Genomic DNA, 20,591 nt, shown 5'->3' on the forward strand with positions numbered 1-20,591 from the left:
CTAACTTTAATCCGCGCCGAAATATCTATGAACCTGATGTTTTGAGCCAGTTTTGTTTGCGTTGCGACAATAAACCAAGACCAGCTATTAAACCAAGTCCTAGTACAGTAGAGGACTCAGGTACTGTTTTTGCTTCCTCGTATTCGTAGGTGACTGTGACACTAGCTTTGGCTAAAGTTTCTATACCACTGCTGATGTTACCAGAGCCGGTAACAACTGAATTAGCCAAAGCTGAGAATAAAAAGTCTATATTGCCAGTGCCAGTAAATGCTTGCAAAAACTGGGTATCAGTAAAGACTGAGGTTGTAGATTTTGTCGCAGCTAGAGTATTAATCTTCCTACCTGAAGCCCCAGCCTTATCGTCCGTACCGTCATAGGCTGCAACTTGGTAAGTATAAAGATTTTCTGGATCAAGCAACAACGGAGTTTGTGGTACAAGATCCGGTTGTGATAAAGAGAGGTTAGCATTTAGCTTTACTGTTATTGTAGAAGCGTTTCTGCTTTTGTTTTCAAACTCTGCATTTCCAGTTAAGTCGCCGACAAAATTTAGAGTTACTTTTTGGAGAGTACCAAGAGAAGAGTTAAACTTTTGTACCCCAAGAATAGAATTCTCGATATCTGTAGTCTCGAAAGCTGTAGAACTTGTGTAGCTGAGTGAGGCTGCACTAGCAGATCCAGCAGTAGCAATAATTCCAGCGAGGGTTGTAGCAGCACCTAGTGTTTTAAACAGTGTTGTTGTCATGGGTAAATAAGTTAGCTAAAAAAGAATTGCAATGATGACTAACTTATTTTTAACGCTGGAATCTTGTTTACCGGGTTGATAAATATACTTAAGTTTTTGTGAAGCTTTATCAACCTGTCAAATTGTTAGAATACATCCGGGTGATTCTTGCCTGGTAAACATTTCGCTTCTATCTTCACTAAGAATGTCTGCTAGTAAATTCTCGTAATCTGGCTATTTTATCAGTGTATTTGTATTTACTTATTGATCAATTTATAAGATATACGTAGTATCACGGTTTTGCTGGGAAATGCCTATTCCAGCACATCCAATTTTTTATTTAATAATTGATTCACGCGAAATTGTAATCGTTGTTGGAATTGTTTAGTACGTTGATAAACTAACTTACGTTCCTGACTGGAAACGCAATCAAATACTTTGTCATTTAATTTTTCCACAGGCTCAACAAAGTAATGTAAGCGAGTTCTCATAGCCCAAACACCCATTGAAGGGAAAACAATTAAAGCGAATATTAAAGGTGATATCGGTAAAAACGGTAGTTTAAACAGTTTGCGTAATTTTTTTAAATTAATCGTCCAAGGATGTAAAGATTCGCTACCGATACAGACCACAGGGAGAATGGGGATATGATAGCGATCGCTCAACTGTACAAAACTCAAATCAAACTTCTGTAGTTGGTAACGTTGTCGCCAGCCTTTACAAGGCCCCCGTATTCCTTCGGGCGCATATAACAGAATTTTACCCTGTGCTACGGCTGCCTCAAAATCACTCAAATCAGCCCGGACTGCACCCAAAACCTGCGACCATTTGGGAGGTAGCCACCACACCATCCAAGGATGTTCAAATAATGACCCCTCTGCTATTGGTTGGGCTACCCAACCTCTTGTTTGACCTAATAAATAACCCAAACTAATAAAATCCCAAGGGAAACACATCCCTGCATGATTCATCGCCACAATCATCGGGCCTGTTGATGGTAAATTCTCAACTTGATGCAATTCCCCACGGAAATAATGCTGCACAATTGGGGCTAAAATCTCTTCCCGAAAAGCCTGTTGATAATTGGGGTTAAATTCCTCAGCCTCTGTTCTGGGAGAACGACAACCCAGACGCAACCATCTACTGAACAATGCTACATAAAATCCGCAAGGAATTAAAAACAGCAGATATTCTAACCAATTCCATCCATCTGGGTCTTGATGATAATGTTGCCAGTGACGGTTAAATAAAATCAACCAGCCAGGAGGATACCACAAACAAAGCCAATCAAACCAGCTAAATTTATACCCCCGGTTGATATTCTGCTCTAAGTGAGTATTTATCAAACTTTCAGATGGTTGATTAATCACAAATACTTAATATTCAAGGATAAAAGTTTTATCAGGAAAACATCCTAGCCTGAAAAATTTATCATTTGTATCCGACCATAGACGTAAAATTTACTACATTTTACAGAAAATCAGGGTTTATGGATTATTGAATACTCCTATTACCAATTACCAATTACCCAACTCATACTTCCTCTTCCCAAGTACGCAATTGTAAATACACAAGAACCAAAGCCATAGCTAACAGTACTGTTGCGGCGGCGGCAGCGTAACCAAAATCGAATTGTCCGAAAGCTTCTTGGTAAATGTAGTAAACCAGTAAGTTGGTTGTATTTAAGGGGCCTCCACCGGTCATTACGTAAACTTGCTCAAAACTCCGCAATGTGAAAATAGCCGTGGTGACAGTGGCAAAGATTAAAGTAGGTCTTAATCCTGGTAGGGTGATATGCCAAAATTGTCGCCAACCATTGGCACCATCTAATTCTGCGGCTTCGTAGCGACTGGGGGGAATGGCTTGCAATCCTGCCAAGAACACCACCATATTAAACCCTAGTTGTTTCCAAATACTTAAAATAATTAGTACAGGCATTGCCCAAAATGTATCGCCTAACCAAGAAATTGCTGGGATGCCAAATATATTTAAAAATGCGTTTACCGGGCCAGAGGTTTGAAACAACCAACGAAAGCCTAACCCAGCAGCAACCAGAGAAATAATTGATGGCAGAAAATAGGCACTACGTAGCACCCCCCGCAAGGCCATAGAACGGTTCAATAAAACTGCCAGCCCCAAGGGAATCACTAAGCTGGGGATTACAGAAGCTACGGTAAAGTAGACGGTGTTGCCAATAACTTGCCAAAAATCAGGGTTAAGTAACAATCGCCAGTAGTTCTTGAAACCTACCCAATATGTACCTGTGGAAGTGAAACTACCAGCAGTAAAGCTTAGATAAAACAGATAGGCAATAGGCCACAGGACAAATAAACCCAACAAAATTACAGCCGGGGCAAGAAAAGTCCAAGCGGCGAATGTATCATTGTCTAACCATGACTTAGTGGATATTTTTGGCATTATAATTTTCCTCTCAGCTGTCTTGAAAATGGGTGTAAGAGCGTGTTTGAAAATTGGTTTATTGTGATTTTAGACACTTGTTGATCCCCCCTCACCCCCCTTAAAAAGGGGGGAACTAAAATCAAAGTCCCCCTTTTTAAGGGGGATTTAGGGGGATCTAAAATATTTGGCTACACCAATAGGGATTTTTCAAACATCCTCTAAGGGTGTAGGTAAAAGAAATTTACTCATGAGTAGCTAGCTTGAAAGTGCTGAGTGTATATTCTTTCCCCGTCTCCAGTCCCCATTCCCTAATTTTGAATTTTGAATTGTTTATGACCCTCCGCTCTGATTCTACCTTTAGCCTTGTTTCTCCCAGCATTAATACACACCAATTTTCTCATGGCGCTCCTGTGAAACTGGGGGTAATGGCTTCTGGTAGTGGTAGCAATTTTGAGGCAGTTGCTCAAGCTATTGAAGACCAGCAACTCAATGCCCAAATCCAAGTTTTAATTTACAATAATCCCACGGCTAAAGCAGCAACTAGAGCAGCTAATAGAGGAATAGAAACGGTTTTGTTAAACCACCGGGAATACAAAAATCGGGAAGTTCTTGATCAAAAAATTGTTGAAACTCTACGGCAATATGATGTGGAATGGATAGTTTTAGCTGGTTGGATGCGTGTGGTGACATCGGTTTTAATTGATGCCTTTCCCCGGAAGATTATTAATATTCACCCTAGTTTGTTACCTAGTTTTAAAGGCATTCACGCTGTGGAACAAGCTTTAGAGGCTCAGGTAAAAATTACAGGCTGCACTGTGCATTTAGTTTCTCTAGAAGTGGATAGCGGGCCGATTTTGATGCAGGCGGCCGTGCCAATATTAACCGATGACACAGCAGAAACACTCCACGCCAGAATTCAGATTCAGGAACACCGTATATTACCACAGGCGATCGCTCTGGCGACTCAAAATAATAGGACTTACGCATGAAAGCTAAAGATCAAGGGTTTGGAGAAGGGTATAGGGGTGTAGGGTATAGGGGTATAGGGGTATAGGGGTATAAATGTTTGAAACCCTTACACCCTTACACCCGGTCTCAACAGACAACCTGTGTGCGTAAGTCCTAGCTAATTTAGCGGAAGTGTTGTGTTCTAAGACTGGCGTAGTTTCCACAAACAACTAGAAACCAAATTGGTCATGATATGAGCCACAATTGGCACTAGCAAGTTACCACTCCACAAGGCACTATACCCCAGTATGACCCCAACAATGGTTGCCCAAATGACGTAAGGCCATTGTTGGGAACCACTCAGGTGCAGAATTCCAAAGCATAAACTAGAACCAATAACGGCGAAATGATCTAAGCCTAAAGCGGGTAACATAACACCGCGAAATAATAATTCTTCACTTAATCCTGGTAGTAACCCCAACCAAATTAAGTCAGGCCAAGCTAAGGGTTTCAGCACTAATTCTAAATAATAGTCGGCGCTTCTGCGGTATGCCTTCCAAAAACTATAAGCTAGCCCACTTAAAACAGTAATAATTAACCCTACACCAAGCCCCAGCAAAAAATCTCTTGGGTACCAATGCCATTCAAATAACAAAAAGTTCCCAAAGCGTAACCATAGTTTAGCAACTGTCCACAACAAGACGGCAGTTACACCCATCGCCACTAGCACTTGGGTACGTGTTAAGTATGGAATTTCTGGTTCTTGTTTTTGTTGTTCAACCACGGGTGTTTTAGGGGATTGGGGATTGGGGACTGGGGATTGGGGATTGGGGAGGAAGAAAATTGACTATTGACTATTGACTATTGACTACTGACAAAGAGACTTTGGATTAATGCCTGCTTTGTGAGCTACTATTAAGCCGACTGCTTCTAAATAAGATTTTACTTGTGTGGATTTAATTCCTAAGGCTTGGGCAGGGACTTGAATTTGGGTTTGATTTTCCTCTACAGTGATAATCTGGCATTGCTTTTGGCTTAGGCTGAGTAAGGCGCTGCTACCGCAGGCTGTTGCTGGCATGATAATAGCATCCACCTGCTCTGCCCAAATGTCTTCTAGGTGAGATTGGCTTAACTCTTTCTTTAATATAAATTGTGGTGCGCGGCTTAAACCTACGAGTACGCTCGGTAAGAAAGTATAACCTAGTTCTTCTGCCGCAGAACGGGGTGATAAGCCTGGATATGGGGGTTCTGGCGCTAAAGCGGGGGAATGGGCGCAAGGAATGTGAAAGTTTCTGACTACTAAATGGCTAATGACTGCTTCTGCACCAGCTATGGGGTCTACGCCTTTACCGTGGCGGTAGTTTTGTGCTGCTTCCTCATTCATATCATCAGGGAAACGGGCGACAATGGCGATCGCTTCTGCCCCATTTTTATTAATTAATATTTCCGCCGCTCGTAATAAACTATCGGGGTTGCCAATTGTCCCCCAACTTGCCCCTGATGGTGCAGTCCGTAATTCTACATTCAAGGGCGCATCTGTAATTACATGGTCTGTGATGGTTAAGCCTAAAGTTGCGCGCGCTGCATCGGCGGCTTGGAGGTGTCGTAGTCTTAAATCTGGCTCAATGCCTTGGTCTAAAAGTAACCCAATTTTATTATTGCGTACCGGACGCAAACCCCAGTATCCAGAGGCGAATTTATCAAGCCCATAACCTTCCACATAGAAAGAGTTAGGGATATTCCAGTATAAACTAGCACCGTTAATAACGTTGGGGTGAGTGATCAGGCGATCGCAAACCTGTGCTATTAATCTAGCAATAGGTAAAGCATCCCCCGCATATCCCCCAATCGCTGCACCAATACCAGTAGGTACAATCAAGATAGCAGTGTAAGGACGATTCATATTCAGTGCTGAGTTAATGTAGCTTAAAAATTATTGCGGATGGATGGGTTAATTTCCAATTGGAGACACTTTAACCCACAATATTTATCAATACTCAGCACTTAGGGACTTCCAGATAAAAAAATGTCCAAAATGTAGGGTGCGTCAGTGCGAAAAAACTTAGCTGTGACAAGAAATTATTCATGCTGACGCACCCTACTAACCTTCAATTTGGAATAATTTATTTTTTGGTGTTCCCTGAAAACTCCCTACTCAGCACTAGCAGTAGTAACCACAGCTTCTACTGTCGCCTTTTGCTGTTCATCATCTACAGCAGTAATCGCCCAACGCAGAGGTTCACCTTGCTTTTGCAACTCAGCCTCAATTGCTTGTTGCAACTCTGTGGGTGTTTCTTGGATGTCGATTTCTGCACTGATAAAATGAGTTGTCATCGCTGTCAATCCAGTTGATTTGTAGCTTCTAGAATAACCGATTTCAGCCGTATGCAAATACTGAGTTGATTTTATAGTTGGTGTAAACGGTAATGGGTAATAGCGAATAGGTAATTGTTTTTTACTATTACCTATTACCCATTACCAATTACCAAAATTATCTTACTTACCGAATTGCTTTTGATAAACAGTGTCTTCTTTTTCGGTTTCAATTTTCAAATCGGAACGAGGATAAGCTACACAAAGTAATGCGTAACCTTGTTGTTGTAGTTCTGGGCTAACCCCCATACCATCAGTTTGATCTACAGTTCCGGTAATAATTTGACCAGCACAAGTTGTACAAACACCAGCATGGCAAGAACTAGGTAAATCTAGCCCTTGTTCATCTGCAACTGATAAAATGGTTTTGTCTTCAGGAACTTGTAAAGTGTGGGTTTTGCCTTGGTGGAGAATCTCAACGGTGTATGTTTTAGACATATACAAAATCAGAGTGAAGCAAATGACAAATGAAATATCTTATCTTATAAATAGGTAGCCAATCAAATAGTGCAAGGGCAACACAAGAATTATTTGCAAATAGCTTTAACTCCGAAAGTAGCTATACAGTAATAATTATAAGTCCTTGCCAGACAAAAAAATAAAGTAAGGAATTTCACTTTCTTTTAGTTCTGCCGGGAAAGACTGATAAGGTGATATTCTCCTGCAACCTAGAGAGTGATTATAAAATTTGCCAACAGTTAAACCAAACATCTTGGAGTAAACAATGCTGGAATCATACCGTCAACACGTTGCCGAAAGAGCAGCACTAGGCATTCCGCCCTTACCGTTGGATGCAAAACAAACTTCAGAATTATGTGAATTGCTGAAGAATCCACCAAAGGGTGAAGAAGATACATTATTACATTTATTGCGCGATCGCGTTTCCCCTGGTGTTGATCCGGCGGCTTACGTCAAAGCTGGATTTCTCACCGCCATTGCCAAACAAGAAGTCAAAAGTCCCATCATTTCGTCCATAGACGCGGTGCAGTTGTTGGGAACAATGGTAGGCGGCTATAATGTGCAATCCTTAATCGAGTTGCTGCAATTCGCCACAGTATCCGTCTCTGACTCTTCCGAAACACCCTTAGTTATGGGTGGAGAAGGCAAAGAACCCATAGCAGCCTACGCCGCCGCCGCCCTCAGCAAAACCTTGCTGGTGTATGATGCTTTTCACGATATTGTGGAACTAGCAAAAACCAACCCCTACGCTAAACGGGTAGTTGATTCTTGGGCAGCAGCCGAGTGGTTTACATCTCGCCCCCAACTGCCAGAATATATTAACGTCACAGTCTTTAAAGTACCAGGGGAAACCAACACCGACGATTTATCCCCCGCTACCCACGCCACCACTCGCCCAGATATTCCCTTACACGCCCTAGCAATGCTAGAGTCAAGGCAACCTGGAAGCTTAGAAACTATTACTGAATTGAAGAAAAAAGGACATCCCGTTGCTTACGTCGGCGATGTAGTCGGTACTGGTTCTTCTCGCAAATCGGCGATTAACTCAGTTTTGTGGCATACAGGCGAAGATATTCCATTTGTACCCAACAAACGCGCTGGGGGGTATATTTTAGGTGGGGCGATCGCTCCCATCTTTTTCAACACTGCTGAAGATGCCGGTGCTTTGCCTATCCAGTGCGATGTCACCAAGTTAGAAACTGGTATGGTGATTACCATCTATCCCTACAAAGGCGAAATCACCAACGAAGACGGCGAAGTTATTTCTACCTTCACCCTCAAACCAGACACCATCCTCGATGAAGTCCGCGCCGGTGGACGCATCCCCCTACTAATCGGCCGTACCCTCACCGACAAAACCCGTCAAGCCCTTGGTTTAGAACCCAGCACTTTATTTATCCGTCCCCAGCCACCAGCAGACACAGGTAAAGGCTACACCCTAGCCCAGAAAATGGTAGGTAAAGCCTGCGGTTTACCAGGTGTCCGTCCCGGTACATCTTGCGAACCCATCATGACTACCGTTGGTTCCCAGGATACCACCGGCCCCATGACCCGCGACGAATTAAAAGAACTGGCTTGTTTAGGTTTCAGTGCTGATTTAGTCCTGCAAACCTTCTGTCATACCGCCGCCTATCCCAAACCCGTAGACATCAAAACTCACCACGAACTACCAGATTTCTTCTCTTCCCGCGCGGGTGTCGCCTTACGTCCCGGTGATGGTATCATTCACTCTTGGCTCAACCGGATGCTGTTACCCGACACCGTCGGTACAGGTGGCGACTCTCATACCCGCTTCCCCTTGGGTATTTCCTTCCCCGCAGGTTCCGGGTTAGTCGCCTTTGCTGGTGCGTTGGGTGTGATGCCCTTGGATATGCCAGAATCAGTTTTGGTACGATTCAAAGGCGAATTGCAACCAGGAATTACCTTGCGAGATATTGTCAACGCCATTCCCTACGTCGCCATTCAACAAGGTTTACTCACAGTCGAGAAGGAGAACAAGAAAAATATCTTCTCTGGACGCATCATGGAAATTGAAGGCTTACCAGACTTAAAAGTCGAACAAGCCTTTGAACTTACCGATGCTACCGCCGAACGTTCTTGCGCCGGTTCCACCATTAAACTGAGTGTTGAAACAGTCGCCGAATATCTGCGTTCCAACGTAGCCTTACTGAAGAACATGATTGCACGGGGTTATCAAGACTCCCGCACCCTCCTACGCCGTATCGCCAAAATGGAAGAATGGTTAGCCAACCCAGTGTTATTAGAAGGCGATGCAGATGCGGAATATGCAGCCATAATTGAAATTGATTTAAACGACATCAAAGAACCAATTGTCGCTGCTCCCAACGACCCCGATAATGTTAAGTTATTATCAGAAGTTGCTAATGACCCAGTACAAGAAGTATTCCTTGGTTCTTGTATGACAAACATTGGTCATTATCGCGCCACAGCCAAAGTTTTGGAAGGTGCAGGAGAAGTCAAAACTCGCCTGTGGATAGCACCACCAACCCGCATGGATGAACACCAATTAAAAGAGGAAGGTGTATACAGCATTTTTGGTGCGGCTGGTGCAAGAACAGAAATGCCTGGATGCAGTTTATGTATGGGAAATCAGGCGCGAGTTGCTGACGGAACCACAGTATTTTCTACCTCTACCCGCAACTTTAATAACCGCATGGGTAAAGGTGCGCGAGTGTATTTAGGTTCTGCTGAATTAGCAGCAGTTTGCGCGTTATTAGGTCGCATCCCCACAGTACAAGAATATCTTGATATTGTGGCAAGTAAGATTCATCCTTTTGCTGATAACTTATATCGGTATTTGAACTTTGATCAAATAGTCGGTTTTGAGGATGAAGGGCGGGTGATTTCTAAGGAGGAGCAAGCTTTGTTGCTATAGTTTAACTAGGGTGAGTCTTCATGGCTCACCTCTAATTAGATAAATTTCTTCCGGCTTATTAAGTTTACAAAGGAAGAGTTCCTTGTTTATCCGTTATTGCTTTTTGCCTCTCTTTTGAAAGATTTTTATTTGTGATTCCCATTTCTGTCAAAATAAAATCAGTCCAAGATTCTTGTTTACAGATTTTTTCGTAGTCTGGTGAGATAGATTTAAAATTTTGCTGACTGTATTTTTGAGCAAAACTAATTAATTTATTATTAGCTTCAACAAAGATTTTTTCTGATTCTTCAGTTTTATCAAGAATACGAAGTAATTCATTACAATATCTTTCAATTTCTTTTTTGTTTTTACAACTTACACAATCACCAGGAATAGCAAGATATTTAAAAATCATTAACAAATAATACTTAACCACTGTTGAGGTATCTTTCTTATTATAATTTCTATTAAATGATGGTTTTTTATACAGAGAGTTCAACTGATAAAACGCCCATGAACTTGTGTAATATGCTATTGGATAATGATCCTTGTGAAAAATATCACTTCCAATTCTATCAATTAACTTTTGATCAAAATATTTGACTTTATGAGGCTCATCTAAAAACATTGCGGTAAAACTTTTGATCTGAGGTTGGATCTTAATAATCCTAGTTTTAATAACGCTTTGATTAAAAAACTGTCCTGGTCTTCTTTCATAGTAAAGATATTTACTATGTCTCGGTTCTTGACTTTCATAACATTCTTCTAATTTTTTATTAAAATCAGATAAAGCTGCAAGTAATTCTTTTTTAACTTCTGTTTGGGAATTTGTTGCTTTTATTATTTTATTTCTGATATTGTCATCATCTGTTTCAATGATTCTAACAGGTATTATTATATCATCTATGTTAGGAAAGTCTTTACACATATCTAAAACATGACTGGTTTGACAACCATTAACAACCTGATAATCAATTAATTGGTATTTATCATCATCTATGATATTTAAATTGTGCGTAATAATTGTTATTCCATTATTTAGCAGTGGGAAAAGATTTACTTCTTCTGTTGATTTTAGAGTTTCTTTTATGGCTTCATTTATTGAATTATCTTCTCCTACTCCTAAAAAACCTCTAATATTATCATAAAAAATAACATCTCTAATATTTTTATCTTCATCCAAAATTATATTTTTAAACTGTTCAAAAGATACTGCTGTTATATAAGCTCTTTTTACTCCTGGAACTTTTAAAGTAAAATACTTACTGACTCTAATTGTAGCTTCGACTTGACGCTTGGTTTGTCTATATAGTTTTTCAATTTTGTCAGATCCCCATAGGTAAAAATTAATTCCTGACAAAAACCTTAATTTTTCTTCTAGTTCTTTAACAAGTCTTGCTTGTTTAAGTTTAATTGTAGAATCAGCATCTTTATGAGAAATACAAATATAGTATATATGACACTCTGGTTTCTTGTCTCGTGTATTTATAATATACTTTTTAAGTAAATAAGATGCTAGAGCAGCTTTTTCTTTAACCTGCTCACTTCTTGAATATATAGGTTGTATATCCCTATAATCAGCAAAGAAATCTTGTACTGCATCAATAGTTTTTTTAACAACTTCAAATTCAAAGCTATTTTTTAGTTTTGCTTGAACAAAAATGAATTTTAATTTCAAAGTTCTATTCTTGTTATCGCCAATAATCTGTTCTGCATCTTCTTCAGAATTAACTAAAACATCATCAATAAAAATACCTATACCATCTAATCCTGTGTCTTTAGTTTGTCCTGTGTGGACTTTAGTGACATCAAAGTCTTCTGTTCTACGATTGAAAGATGAAAACACACAATAATTAGCGAATAACTCAAAATCTGTGTATTCACCCTCTGATTCTATTTCATATTCTGTTAGGTATTGTTGAACGAAACTATTTATTACTGGGTCTATCATACCTTTGAACCTCAATATCTATACAAAAATACTTATAATTATCTATATCATACTTATAATATGCTTTTTGTTTTGAGGGGTATAAAAATGAATCTATCCTTATGTTAATGTACAATGTACAACATTTGACAGAGCGATCACATTCCTCCAACATCCCAAACCGACCTAACCCCCCGACCCCCTTCCCTACAAGGGAAGGGGGAGAAATTTAGCTCCCCTCTCCGCGTCGGAGAGGGGTTGGGGGAGAGGTCAGCCATAATGTATGAATCAACACCAGCCTCCATAATTCATACATGAATAATCCAACACCGAAAAAAGACCAAACTAACAATATAGTTATCGGACAAAGAATAAACCCAAATAAAATGCAGCTTGCTAAAGAATTTCGTCGCCAAATGACACCAGCAGAAAAAATTCTTTGGCAACATCTTCGCAGTAATCGTCTCAATGGTTTACACTTTCGTCGTCAGCAAATTATTGATGGTTTTATTGCAGATTTTTACTGTCACGCCGCTAGATTAGTGATAGAGGTGGATGGAAAAATTCATGAATTACAAGCTGAATATGATGCAGAACGTGACAGGGTTTTGTTAGCTAGAGGATTGCGTTTGTTGAGGATTAGAAATGAGGAAGTTGTACAGGAAATTGATCGAGTTTTGATGCTGATTGCTCAGGTTTGTGATGAAGAGACCTAACCCCCTAACCCCCTTCCCTACGAGGGAAGGGGGAAAAACTGCTGTCTTTTTCATGTTGAAGATTTAGGCGATCGCACTCAATTATAGATAAAATTCGTAAACTTAAATCCATTCCACCCCAAACTAATTTAACTCAACTGTGCCACCAGTTGATTTTCTAGCAAAGTATCATTAGTCAATAAATCTTCAACGGTGATACGTAAAAAGCGCTGTTCATCAACTTGAAACAAGATTTTAATACGATCGCTCCCCGGAAATCCTGGGGGTGTGAGTTGGGCTATGGTTCTTGCGCCTTCTTTGTCGTTGAGGGGTTTAACACTGGTGACACCAGTATCTAGGCGGCGGGTAATTAAGCGATCGCCATCAAAATATACTTCTGTTCCACCTGTCTCTGTACCTAACTCACCCAAGATTAATTCAATACTTGGTTGATTCTCCAAAGAAGCGCCTAAGACCAATTCTACTGGCTGAGTCATGGGGTAGCCTTGCCCAGCCTTAATAATTGAATGCCAACTGTGGCGTTGATTACGACGATCCCAATAGCGCACACCGTAGCTATGATAGAGAAAATCTTTGATTTCTACGCCTTGAGATAGTTGCAATGCACCTTGAGCGATCGCCTCAAATGGTTTTTCGCAACGGATTTTATCTGGCTGAAAATATTGCTTTACCCATGTCTGCACTGCGGGGAGTTGTACTGTACCGCCAACTAATAACACTGCGTTAATATCTGCTAATTCTATTCCTTGGCGGCGTGCTTGTTGTAATAAATTAGCCATTGCATCATCTAACTGCTCAAAAAAACTGTGTTCTTTGAGGATGCTTTCTAGAGTATCCCGATTTAATTCCAATTCGTAACTTTCAAAGTTTTCATCATCAAAATAAACTTCGCTGGCTTGGTTTTGGGTTGATAGTTGAATTTTTATCCTTTCTGCTAGTCGCGTTGTTAAAGGACTTACCGCCAATCCTTGAGTTTTGGTAAAGTAATCTACTAACCAATTATCAATATCTGTACCCCCTAAATTCTGCCCGGCTTTCGCCAATACACGGGCAGTTTTGGTTTTTTGTTTAGATTCTTCTGCTAGGGATTTATTACCCCATTTGAGTAAGAATCCTACAGGTTTAGTATTTGTTTGGGCGCTTTTATTTAACTGGACGAGGGATAAATCTAATGTCCCGCCACCAAAGTCAACTACTAAGAGAATTTCTTGGTCTGCTAAACCATAACCCAAAGCGGCGGCTGTGGGTTCATCTAACATCCGCACTTGTTCCACAGGTAGGGCTTGGCAGACTTGACCTAACCAATAACGATAAGCTTCAAAGCTATCAACGGGGACGGTTAATACTAGGGAATCTAAGCCGCCTTCTAGGGGTGCTAGTTGTTGAATAACTTCGGTGAGGAACCATTGTCCGACTTGTTCAAAGGTGACAATTTGCCCGTCTAGTTCTGGTAAAAAGCCTTGGATATCTGCCCCAATTCCTCGTTTGAAGCTGCGAAAGAATCGAGTATCACCTTTGAGGTCAAGACCGCGATCGCGTACTTGTTGCCCTATTAAGATTTTAGCTTGGTTGGCATCTTCTACATAAACCAAGCTGGGAATTAATGGGGGATTAAGGCTTTGCTGGATGGATAAGCCAGGTAAGGTGATGGTTTCTGGTTGTTGGGTGACGGGGTTCCAACGAGCAATTACAGTGTTACTTGTACCAAAGTCAATCGCGATCGCCATATTCTTTTATTATGTTCGCGCAAAGGCGCAAAGTCACAAAGTGCTTTTATATCAAAGAACTATTGTCCCATAAGCCACCATGAGCGCAAATGGTTGATCGCTACTTCTTTGTGTTTGGCTTCGACTTCTATCCACGGGGCTTGTCTATAGATGTTGGGCATATTGGTGATGAGATTGCTGTGTTTGCGATCATTGAAAGCTTGTTCGCCGTTGGAAATATGGACTAGTTGCCATTCTGGGTTTGTCCAGGTTTCTCTGGCGGCGGACAACATGGCGGCGACGCTGGGATGGTCGTAGCTATCTAGGTTTTCGTGGCAAATATGATGATGGGCATCAAAGACCATTGGTATTTGAGCTTTTTGGCACACGTTGAAGATTTCTTCAGCGCTGTAAGCGTATTCGTCGTTTTCTAAGGTCAATCGGTTTTTGATGTTTTCTGGCAGGTTGGCGATGACTTTGATCAGTTGTTCACTACGTTGAGATTTACCGCCATGAATGTTCATTAATGACCAAGGAGAACGAGGTAAGCCTAATAAGTCGAAAGTCCGGGCGTGTCGTTCTAAGATTTTGATACTAGTTTGGACGATTTCGGGAGAGTCGGAACTGAGGACTACATATTGATCTGGATGTAGTACCATTCTGATATTAAGAGCTTGCGATCGCTCACCAATTTTCCCTAAATCAGTGCTGATTTCTTCTAATATATTTGCCCCAATTTGGTCTTCCATATCGCTGAGGGGAAATAAAGCCGAGGAAATGCGATATAGGCGAAGATCATTTTCCTGACAAAATGTGAGGGCATCATGTAAGCACTGTAAGTTATGCAGATATATTTCTCTTAAGCTGCTTTCACGTTGAGCAAGAGAAAGTTGTAAATAACGTGTGCGCGTCATTGTCCGAAATCGCACTTTTTTATCAAATGTAATGCAAACCAGTCCTAACTCTGGTTGAGCGTTTTTTCGTAGCTGCGCCGTCTGAGGCAGGTTGTTTAACTGGGTTGCAGTCATTGAATTATCTATGGTTACCACTGTTTTATTAAACTTATTTTTTTCAATGCGTGGATAGTATCTAAAGCCTCAGGTTGGAGAGGCTATGAGATATAAATTTTGTACTCCCACAGTAAAAACATCTAACTGTTGGTAGAAAGCGTTTATAGCACTTCCTAATCTACTGAGGTACTGAGTAAACCGTTAATAAAATTTAGATGTATTTTTTAGTAATCCTGTCAAGCTTGTGAAATATTTATTAATATAAGTGTATCACCTAAAATAACCTGTACACAGCAGCATTTTTGTCAACAGTCACAAACTGTACCAGCAAAATAATAGGGTAATATGAAAGACCAACAACAGTCTGACTCTAAAGAATTTGTAGGTAACCTCAAGAATGGAATCTGGCTGTTTGGCCTCTCCTCTTGGGTATTTGGCATTACTGACCGCAGTATTGCTTCCTTTGCCGATGGTTATCTATCTGCATTGGATTTAACGCAACTTTTTACGGCTGCTACATTCTTCGTCGCCTGGCTATTTTTGAAGCCAACTTCTAAGGTTTAATCAGCTTGGAGTGCTTCACAGGTAGAACTGGTATGAAAAAATTCATTTATAAAAAAGGTAACTCTGAAAACTCAGAGTTACCTTTTTTTGGCTTTGAATCAAAAACAGAAATTAGGCAAACGCGGCTGTTTTTACATCGTTATTTGCCAAAATTTCTTGTAACTCATCGGCATCTACTGTTTCTTTATCAACCAGCATTTGCGCGATTTGGTCGAGGATGTGGCGGTTATTTACCAACACATCTTTAGCACGGGTATATGCTGTTTCTACTAGTTTGTGAACTTCTTCATCAATAGCAGCAGCAGTCTCTTCCGAGAAGTCACGCTCTGACATGATGTCACGACCGAGGAACATATTGCCTTGCTGACGACCGAGGGCGACAGGGCCGAGTTTATCGCTCATGCCAAATCGGGTAATCATCTGACGGGCTACACGGGCTACTTGTTGTAAGTCGTTGGAAGCACCTGTAGTAACTTCTTCATCACCAAAGATAATTTCTTCAGCAATCCGACCACCCAAAGCTACAGCCATCTGGTTTTCCAGATAAGCGCGGCTGTATAAACCTGTATCCATGCGGTCTTCGCTGGGGGTGAACCAAGTCAAACCACCGGCACGTCCGCGAGGAATAATGCTGATTTTTTGTACTGGGTCATAGTCGGGCATCAATGCACCAACTAAAGCGTGACCAGCTTCGTGATAAGCTACCAGGACTTTGCGTTTTTCGCTCATTACGCGGTCTTTCTTTTCTGGCCCAGCCAACACGCGGTCAATCGCGTCGTTGATTTCGTCCATCGAAATTTCGGTCAGGTTGCGCCGTGCTGCTAAGATTGCGGCTTCGTTTAGCAGGTTGGATAAATCTGCACCGGTAAATCCGGGGGTACGACGAGCGATTTTATCCAAGTCCACATCCTTAGCCAAGGTTTTACCACGGGCGTGAACTTTGAGAATTTCGCTACGTCCGCCGTAGTCGGGACGGTCAACAACAACTTGACGGTCAAAGCGACCAGGACGCAACAAGGCGGCATCGAGTACGTCGGGACGGTTGGTAGCAGCGATAATGATGATGCCAGTGTTACCTTCAAAACCATCCATTTCGGTGAGTAACTGGTTAAGGGTTTGTTCCCGTTCATCGTTACCACCACCTAAACCAGCACCCCGTTGACGACCGACAGCGTCGATTTCATCGATGAAGACGATACAAGGAGCGTTGGACTTAGCTTGTTCAAATAAATCGCGGACGCGGGACGCACCCACACCAACGAACATTTCTACAAACTCAGAACCAGAGATGGAGAAGAAAGGTACGCCTGCTTCCCCGGCTACTGCACGAGCTAGGAGGGTTTTACCTGTACCTGGAGGCCCTACTAACAAAACACCTTTAGGAATTTTCGCACCGACAGCAGTAAAGCGATCGGCGTTTTTAAGAAAGTCTACGACTTCGTTTAGTTCTAATTTTGCTTGGTCAATCCCCGCAACATCACCAAAGGTAACTTGGGTTTGTGGCTCCATTTGCACTCTGGCTTTGGATTTGCCAAAGTTCATGGCTTGGCTACCAGGGCCACTTTGGGCGCGACGGAGTAAGAAGAATAAGCCCACCAGAAGTAATACAGGGAAAAATAAGCTGCTTAATGCTTTAAACCAAAATCCTTCATCGGTTTGTGGCAAAACAGTAATATCAACGCCTCTTGCAGTCAGAGTATTAATTAATTCTGGATCGTTGACTAAAGTAACAAGTTTTTTACTAGGGTCATATTTGGGTGTGACTAGTGCCGTGGAACGGTCTGCACTCAAACTAACTCTTTCTACTCTGCCTTTTTCAACTTCTTGAATAAACTGGCTATAGCGCCATGATTCCCGACTTTGGGGTTGTTTTTCAAAAAAAGCTGTGCCAAGCGCAATTACAACAATAAATAGCAGCGCGTACAGCCCCGCATTTCTCCATCTTTTATTCACCGAGGTTTATCCTCCCGTATTTTTGTGCGTAGGGCATTATTAGAATTATGTTAACTTATCTTAACGTATACCAAAATGATACATCTGTCATGCTAAGAATAGTTCCCTAAGTTTTTGCAAGCGTGGATGGTAGGGATCATATTGTAACGATTCTGTGGGCTGGTAAACGGTATGTATGGGAATAACTTCCACCACACTATTAGTGTAGGCGATCGCTTCAAAACCGTTGACTAGCTCAGATGTCCAAGGCTCCTCCCGCACCGTTTGTTGATGAGTTTGCAGCCAGTGGATTAGCTGCTGTCGTCCAATCCCCGGTAAAATTCCCTCTGTTAAAGGTGGTGTCCACCAACTCCCATTTTGCCATCCCCAAAGGTTGCCTGTGGTGGTTTCTAGCCAATTTCCGGCTGTATTCACTAAAATTGCTTCTTGGGAGTTTAACTTTGCCGCATAAGTTTTAGCCATCCACGCACTCAGATAGTTACCAGTTTTATGAGAAGGCAAACTACGATATATTTCTGGTTCAGCAATGGTGCAAGATACGCCATATTTTTGGATTTCTAATAAATTCTGGGGTAAATACCTGCCAATTATCCATTCCCTACCATCAGGAAAAATAGTGATTCTGAGAACGGGGAAATGAGTTAACAGTATTTCTGCACCTTGGCGGATACGGTTCCAGTCTGGTTGTTCCCAAGCGAAAGATCGAATGGAAGTGTGGAGGCGATCGCAGTGTGCCTGCCAACTAGTTAAACTATGATCGAGAGAATGCCCATAAATTCGCAGTGTGGTAAAAATAGTTGCCCCATAAAGTAACCCAGGATCATAAATATCTAACTCCAAGGTTTGGGAATTAATTAGCTTACCGTTGTACCAGAACATTTTGGGGATTGAGGGAGTAGGGGGAGCAGGGGGAGCAGGGGGAGCAGGGGAAGCAGGGGGAGCAGGGGAGCAGGGGAAGCAGGGGAAGCAAAGAAGAATTACTATTGACTATTGACTATTGACCAATGACAACTGACAACTGTACAGACGCGATTAATCGCGTCTCTGACTAATCTTTTGGTGGAAACATAATCCTAGTAACCCCTTCAGGGGTAGTGATGAATTTTCCTCCTAACTTTTCAATTTCACTAATCGCTCTTTTACGTGTTGTGTCATCTACTTGATTATTTAATATCATTGCCCAAGTAGAAATTTGTGCATACTTACTGTTAGGATTTTGTTTAAGAAAATTAGCTGTCCTCAAAGATGTGAGGGCTATATGTTTGCTTTCTTCATCTGTATAGTTACTAGCCCAGCTTGCGGCGGTGGCAAAAGAATGTTGAGCAGCTTGAGCGTTTCCTAGAAAAAGTAACTCATCAATTCCTTTAAAGCGCCATACGTGATATGACTTTTCAGGAAGCTGAGGTTTTAGAGATTTTAAGCCTTTTTCCATCAATGCAATGGAGCGTTCTGGCATAGCAGCATAAAGAGAAATACTAGTGGAAAGGCTAATATAAACGTCTAAAAATCTTGGGTCACGCTCTATAATTACTTCAAAATATTCTGGACTGAGGCTGTAACCTGTTTTAGCTCTGATTTCTTCGTCGCCAAAATATTGTAAAAAATTTAAATATACCCAATTAGCCATTAAGTTATCGTAGCCAAAACTGGGTGTTTTTTTGAGTAAATTGAGTCTCAGTTTCTCTGCTTGAATATCTTTTTCCAGTGTTGCTAGAGAAGTGTCTTGTTGATTCTTCAGTACCTTTTGTAATCGCGGAGATTGTATCCAGCTAATGGTTAACGCACATAAGCAGACTACACAAGGAGCAAGAATAGATTGACGAGACAGTATCATGATATTTCTAGTTTTCTTTCCTATAAGTAGTTTGCCCGTAAAAACATTTAACTTTATATCAGTTTGAAAAAAGAATACAAACAATCTAGGACTTACGTATGAAAACGAAAGATCAAGGGTTTGGAGAAGGGTATAGGGGTATAAATGTGTGAAACCCTTACACCCTTACACCTGGTCTCAACAGATAACCCTTGTACGTAAGCCCTACAGTATATTTATTAGGGAACGGTCGTCAGCCTCTACAGTCATCTGGATGTTACAAAAATTAGGGAAAATTAGTATTATTTTTAGCTTGCTGTACGCTTAGTTCAGCAGGCGCTAATGCTTGGCTACGCTAATGGCACTCACCACGAGCTTGATCCCAAGATACCAATCCAAGATAGGATGGACGTTGATTTACGTATTCTTTTACATAATGCTTATGAAGCGCTATTGGTCACGTCTGCTTGCCCTTGTCCTAGTTGTAGCTATTGGTTTAGTAGGCTGCGGTAGTCCAGATAGTTTGACAGGTGATTATCGCCAAGATACTTTGGCTGTCGTCAATACGTTGAGACAAGCTCTAGAGATAACAGAAGATTCACCAGACAAAGCTGCACTCCAAGCAGAGGCTCGGCAAAAAATAAATGATTTTTCTGCTCGCTATCAAAGGGTTAACTCTGTTTCTGGTCTGAATTCCTTTACAACTATGCGAACAGCTCTCAATTCCCTAGCTGGACACTACAGTTCTTATCCGAATCGACCTGTACCACAAAAGCTTAAGAGTCGTTTAGAGCAAGAGTTCAAGCAGGTAGAGTCAGCACTAAAACGGGGTGCTTAACTATCTACTATCTTAGTTTGCACAGTCAAGAGTCAAAACTAGCGGCTCTTGACTAGAGTAATTAAAAATTCTAAATTTCTCAAATATTTACAATATTTATATGACTTACGCACCCAGATTTTCTGTTGAGGACGGGTGTAAAGGTAGGGGTGTAAGGGTGTAAGGGTTTAAAACATCTATTTTGAATTGATTTATACCTCTATACCCCTAATTTATTGCTGATTAGACCAACAAATATCCCATTGGTAGGATGTTGTTGCTTAGGTAGTTTTAATAATTTAACAG

At 41.3% G+C, this 20,591-nt stretch carries 18 protein-coding genes; 5 read left to right on the forward strand and 13 right to left on the reverse strand.

Translation table 11 applies throughout. The features are described 5' to 3' along the window. Positions 1 to 25 precede the first annotated feature (25 nt). The 3 genes from GSQ19_RS08015 to GSQ19_RS08025 form a co-directional block, all read right to left on the reverse strand. Complete coding sequence (locus GSQ19_RS08015) at positions 26 to 742, reverse strand: choice-of-anchor E domain-containing protein (RefSeq protein WP_011317435.1); 717 nt, start codon at positions 740 to 742, stop codon at positions 26 to 28. Positions 743 to 1,035: 293 nt separating this feature from the next. Then, entirely contained in the window at positions 1,036 to 2,091 is a 1,056-nt protein-coding gene (locus GSQ19_RS08020; protein ID WP_011317436.1) for a lysophospholipid acyltransferase family protein, read from the reverse strand. Positions 2,092 to 2,254: 163 nt separating this feature from the next. Further along, the gene (locus GSQ19_RS08025; RefSeq protein ID WP_011317437.1) at positions 2,255 to 3,139 is read right to left on the reverse strand and encodes a carbohydrate ABC transporter permease; all 885 of its coding nucleotides are present in this window, start codon (positions 3,137 to 3,139) and stop codon (positions 2,255 to 2,257) included. A gap of 314 nt (positions 3,140 to 3,453) precedes the next feature. Here GSQ19_RS08025 and purN point away from each other — a divergent pair, with 314 nt between their 5' ends. Beyond that, positions 3,454 to 4,110, forward strand: coding sequence for a phosphoribosylglycinamide formyltransferase (gene purN, locus GSQ19_RS08030; protein WP_011317438.1), 657 nt, complete (start codon positions 3,454 to 3,456; stop codon positions 4,108 to 4,110). A gap of 161 nt (positions 4,111 to 4,271) precedes the next feature. Here purN and GSQ19_RS08035 read toward each other — a convergent pair whose 3' ends face one another. From GSQ19_RS08035 to GSQ19_RS08050, 4 genes are all read right to left on the reverse strand, one after another. Then, positions 4,272 to 4,853, reverse strand: coding sequence for a CPBP family intramembrane glutamic endopeptidase (locus GSQ19_RS08035; RefSeq protein WP_011317439.1), 582 nt, complete (start codon positions 4,851 to 4,853; stop codon positions 4,272 to 4,274). Between the two features lie 84 nt (positions 4,854 to 4,937). After that, positions 4,938 to 5,972, reverse strand: coding sequence for a DUF3326 domain-containing protein (locus GSQ19_RS08040; RefSeq protein ID WP_011317440.1), 1,035 nt, complete (start codon positions 5,970 to 5,972; stop codon positions 4,938 to 4,940). Positions 5,973 to 6,220: 248 nt separating this feature from the next. Next, on the reverse strand, positions 6,221 to 6,403 hold the full coding sequence (locus GSQ19_RS08045) for a hypothetical protein (protein WP_011317441.1): 183 nt from the start codon (positions 6,401 to 6,403) through the stop codon (positions 6,221 to 6,223). A 162-nt stretch (positions 6,404 to 6,565) separates the two neighbouring features. Continuing rightward, positions 6,566 to 6,880, reverse strand: coding sequence for a 2Fe-2S iron-sulfur cluster-binding protein (locus GSQ19_RS08050; RefSeq protein ID WP_011317442.1), 315 nt, complete (start codon positions 6,878 to 6,880; stop codon positions 6,566 to 6,568). 286 nt (positions 6,881 to 7,166) lie between these two features. Here GSQ19_RS08050 and acnB point away from each other — a divergent pair, with 286 nt between their 5' ends. Beyond that, a complete protein-coding gene (acnB, locus tag GSQ19_RS08055; protein ID WP_011317443.1) occupies positions 7,167 to 9,797 on the forward strand; it encodes a bifunctional aconitate hydratase 2/2-methylisocitrate dehydratase in 2,631 nt (876 codons plus the stop codon). Between the two features lie 64 nt (positions 9,798 to 9,861). Here acnB and GSQ19_RS08060 read toward each other — a convergent pair whose 3' ends face one another. Continuing rightward, positions 9,862 to 11,727, reverse strand: coding sequence for an AIPR family protein (locus GSQ19_RS08060; protein WP_011317444.1), 1,866 nt, complete (start codon positions 11,725 to 11,727; stop codon positions 9,862 to 9,864). A 293-nt stretch (positions 11,728 to 12,020) separates the two neighbouring features. Here GSQ19_RS08060 and GSQ19_RS08065 point away from each other — a divergent pair, with 293 nt between their 5' ends. Beyond that, entirely contained in the window at positions 12,021 to 12,422 is a 402-nt protein-coding gene (locus GSQ19_RS08065) for an endonuclease domain-containing protein (protein WP_011317445.1), read from the forward strand. 128 nt (positions 12,423 to 12,550) lie between these two features. On the opposite strand, the gene GSQ19_RS08070 is transcribed toward GSQ19_RS08065, so the two are convergent. Continuing rightward, the gene (locus tag GSQ19_RS08070; protein WP_011317446.1) at positions 12,551 to 14,149 is read right to left on the reverse strand and encodes an Hsp70 family protein; all 1,599 of its coding nucleotides are present in this window, start codon (positions 14,147 to 14,149) and stop codon (positions 12,551 to 12,553) included. Between the two features lie 59 nt (positions 14,150 to 14,208). Continuing rightward, a complete protein-coding gene (gene uvsE, locus GSQ19_RS08075; protein ID WP_011317447.1) occupies positions 14,209 to 15,156 on the reverse strand; it encodes a UV DNA damage repair endonuclease UvsE in 948 nt (315 codons plus the stop codon). Between the two features lie 327 nt (positions 15,157 to 15,483). On the opposite strand from uvsE, the gene GSQ19_RS08080 reads away from it, so the two are divergent. Then, positions 15,484 to 15,702: a hypothetical protein gene (locus GSQ19_RS08080; protein ID WP_010995434.1), complete on the forward strand. Its 219-nt coding sequence runs from the start codon at positions 15,484 to 15,486 to the stop codon at positions 15,700 to 15,702. 111 nt (positions 15,703 to 15,813) lie between these two features. Here the strand turns inward: GSQ19_RS08080 and ftsH3 are convergent, their stop codons facing one another. The 3 genes from ftsH3 to GSQ19_RS08095 form a co-directional block, all read right to left on the reverse strand. Beyond that, positions 15,814 to 17,655: an ATP-dependent zinc metalloprotease FtsH3 gene (gene ftsH3 / locus GSQ19_RS08085; protein WP_011317448.1), complete on the reverse strand. Its 1,842-nt coding sequence runs from the start codon at positions 17,653 to 17,655 to the stop codon at positions 15,814 to 15,816. An 87-nt stretch (positions 17,656 to 17,742) separates the two neighbouring features. Beyond that, positions 17,743 to 18,534 (reverse strand): aminotransferase class IV, encoded by a 792-nt coding sequence (locus GSQ19_RS08090; RefSeq protein WP_011317449.1) that lies wholly within the window; start codon positions 18,532 to 18,534, stop codon positions 17,743 to 17,745. A 169-nt stretch (positions 18,535 to 18,703) separates the two neighbouring features. Next, the gene (locus tag GSQ19_RS08095; RefSeq protein WP_011317450.1) at positions 18,704 to 19,489 is read right to left on the reverse strand and encodes a hypothetical protein; all 786 of its coding nucleotides are present in this window, start codon (positions 19,487 to 19,489) and stop codon (positions 18,704 to 18,706) included. 415 nt (positions 19,490 to 19,904) lie between these two features. Here GSQ19_RS08095 and psb27 point away from each other — a divergent pair, with 415 nt between their 5' ends. Continuing rightward, a complete protein-coding gene (psb27, locus tag GSQ19_RS08100) occupies positions 19,905 to 20,306 on the forward strand; it encodes a photosystem II protein Psb27 (protein ID WP_185479042.1) in 402 nt (133 codons plus the stop codon). Positions 20,307 to 20,591 lie beyond the last annotated feature (285 nt).

The sequence above is a fragment of the Trichormus variabilis 0441 genome, from assembly GCF_009856605.1.
Lineage (GTDB): Bacteria > Cyanobacteriota > Cyanobacteriia > Cyanobacteriales > Nostocaceae > Trichormus > Trichormus variabilis.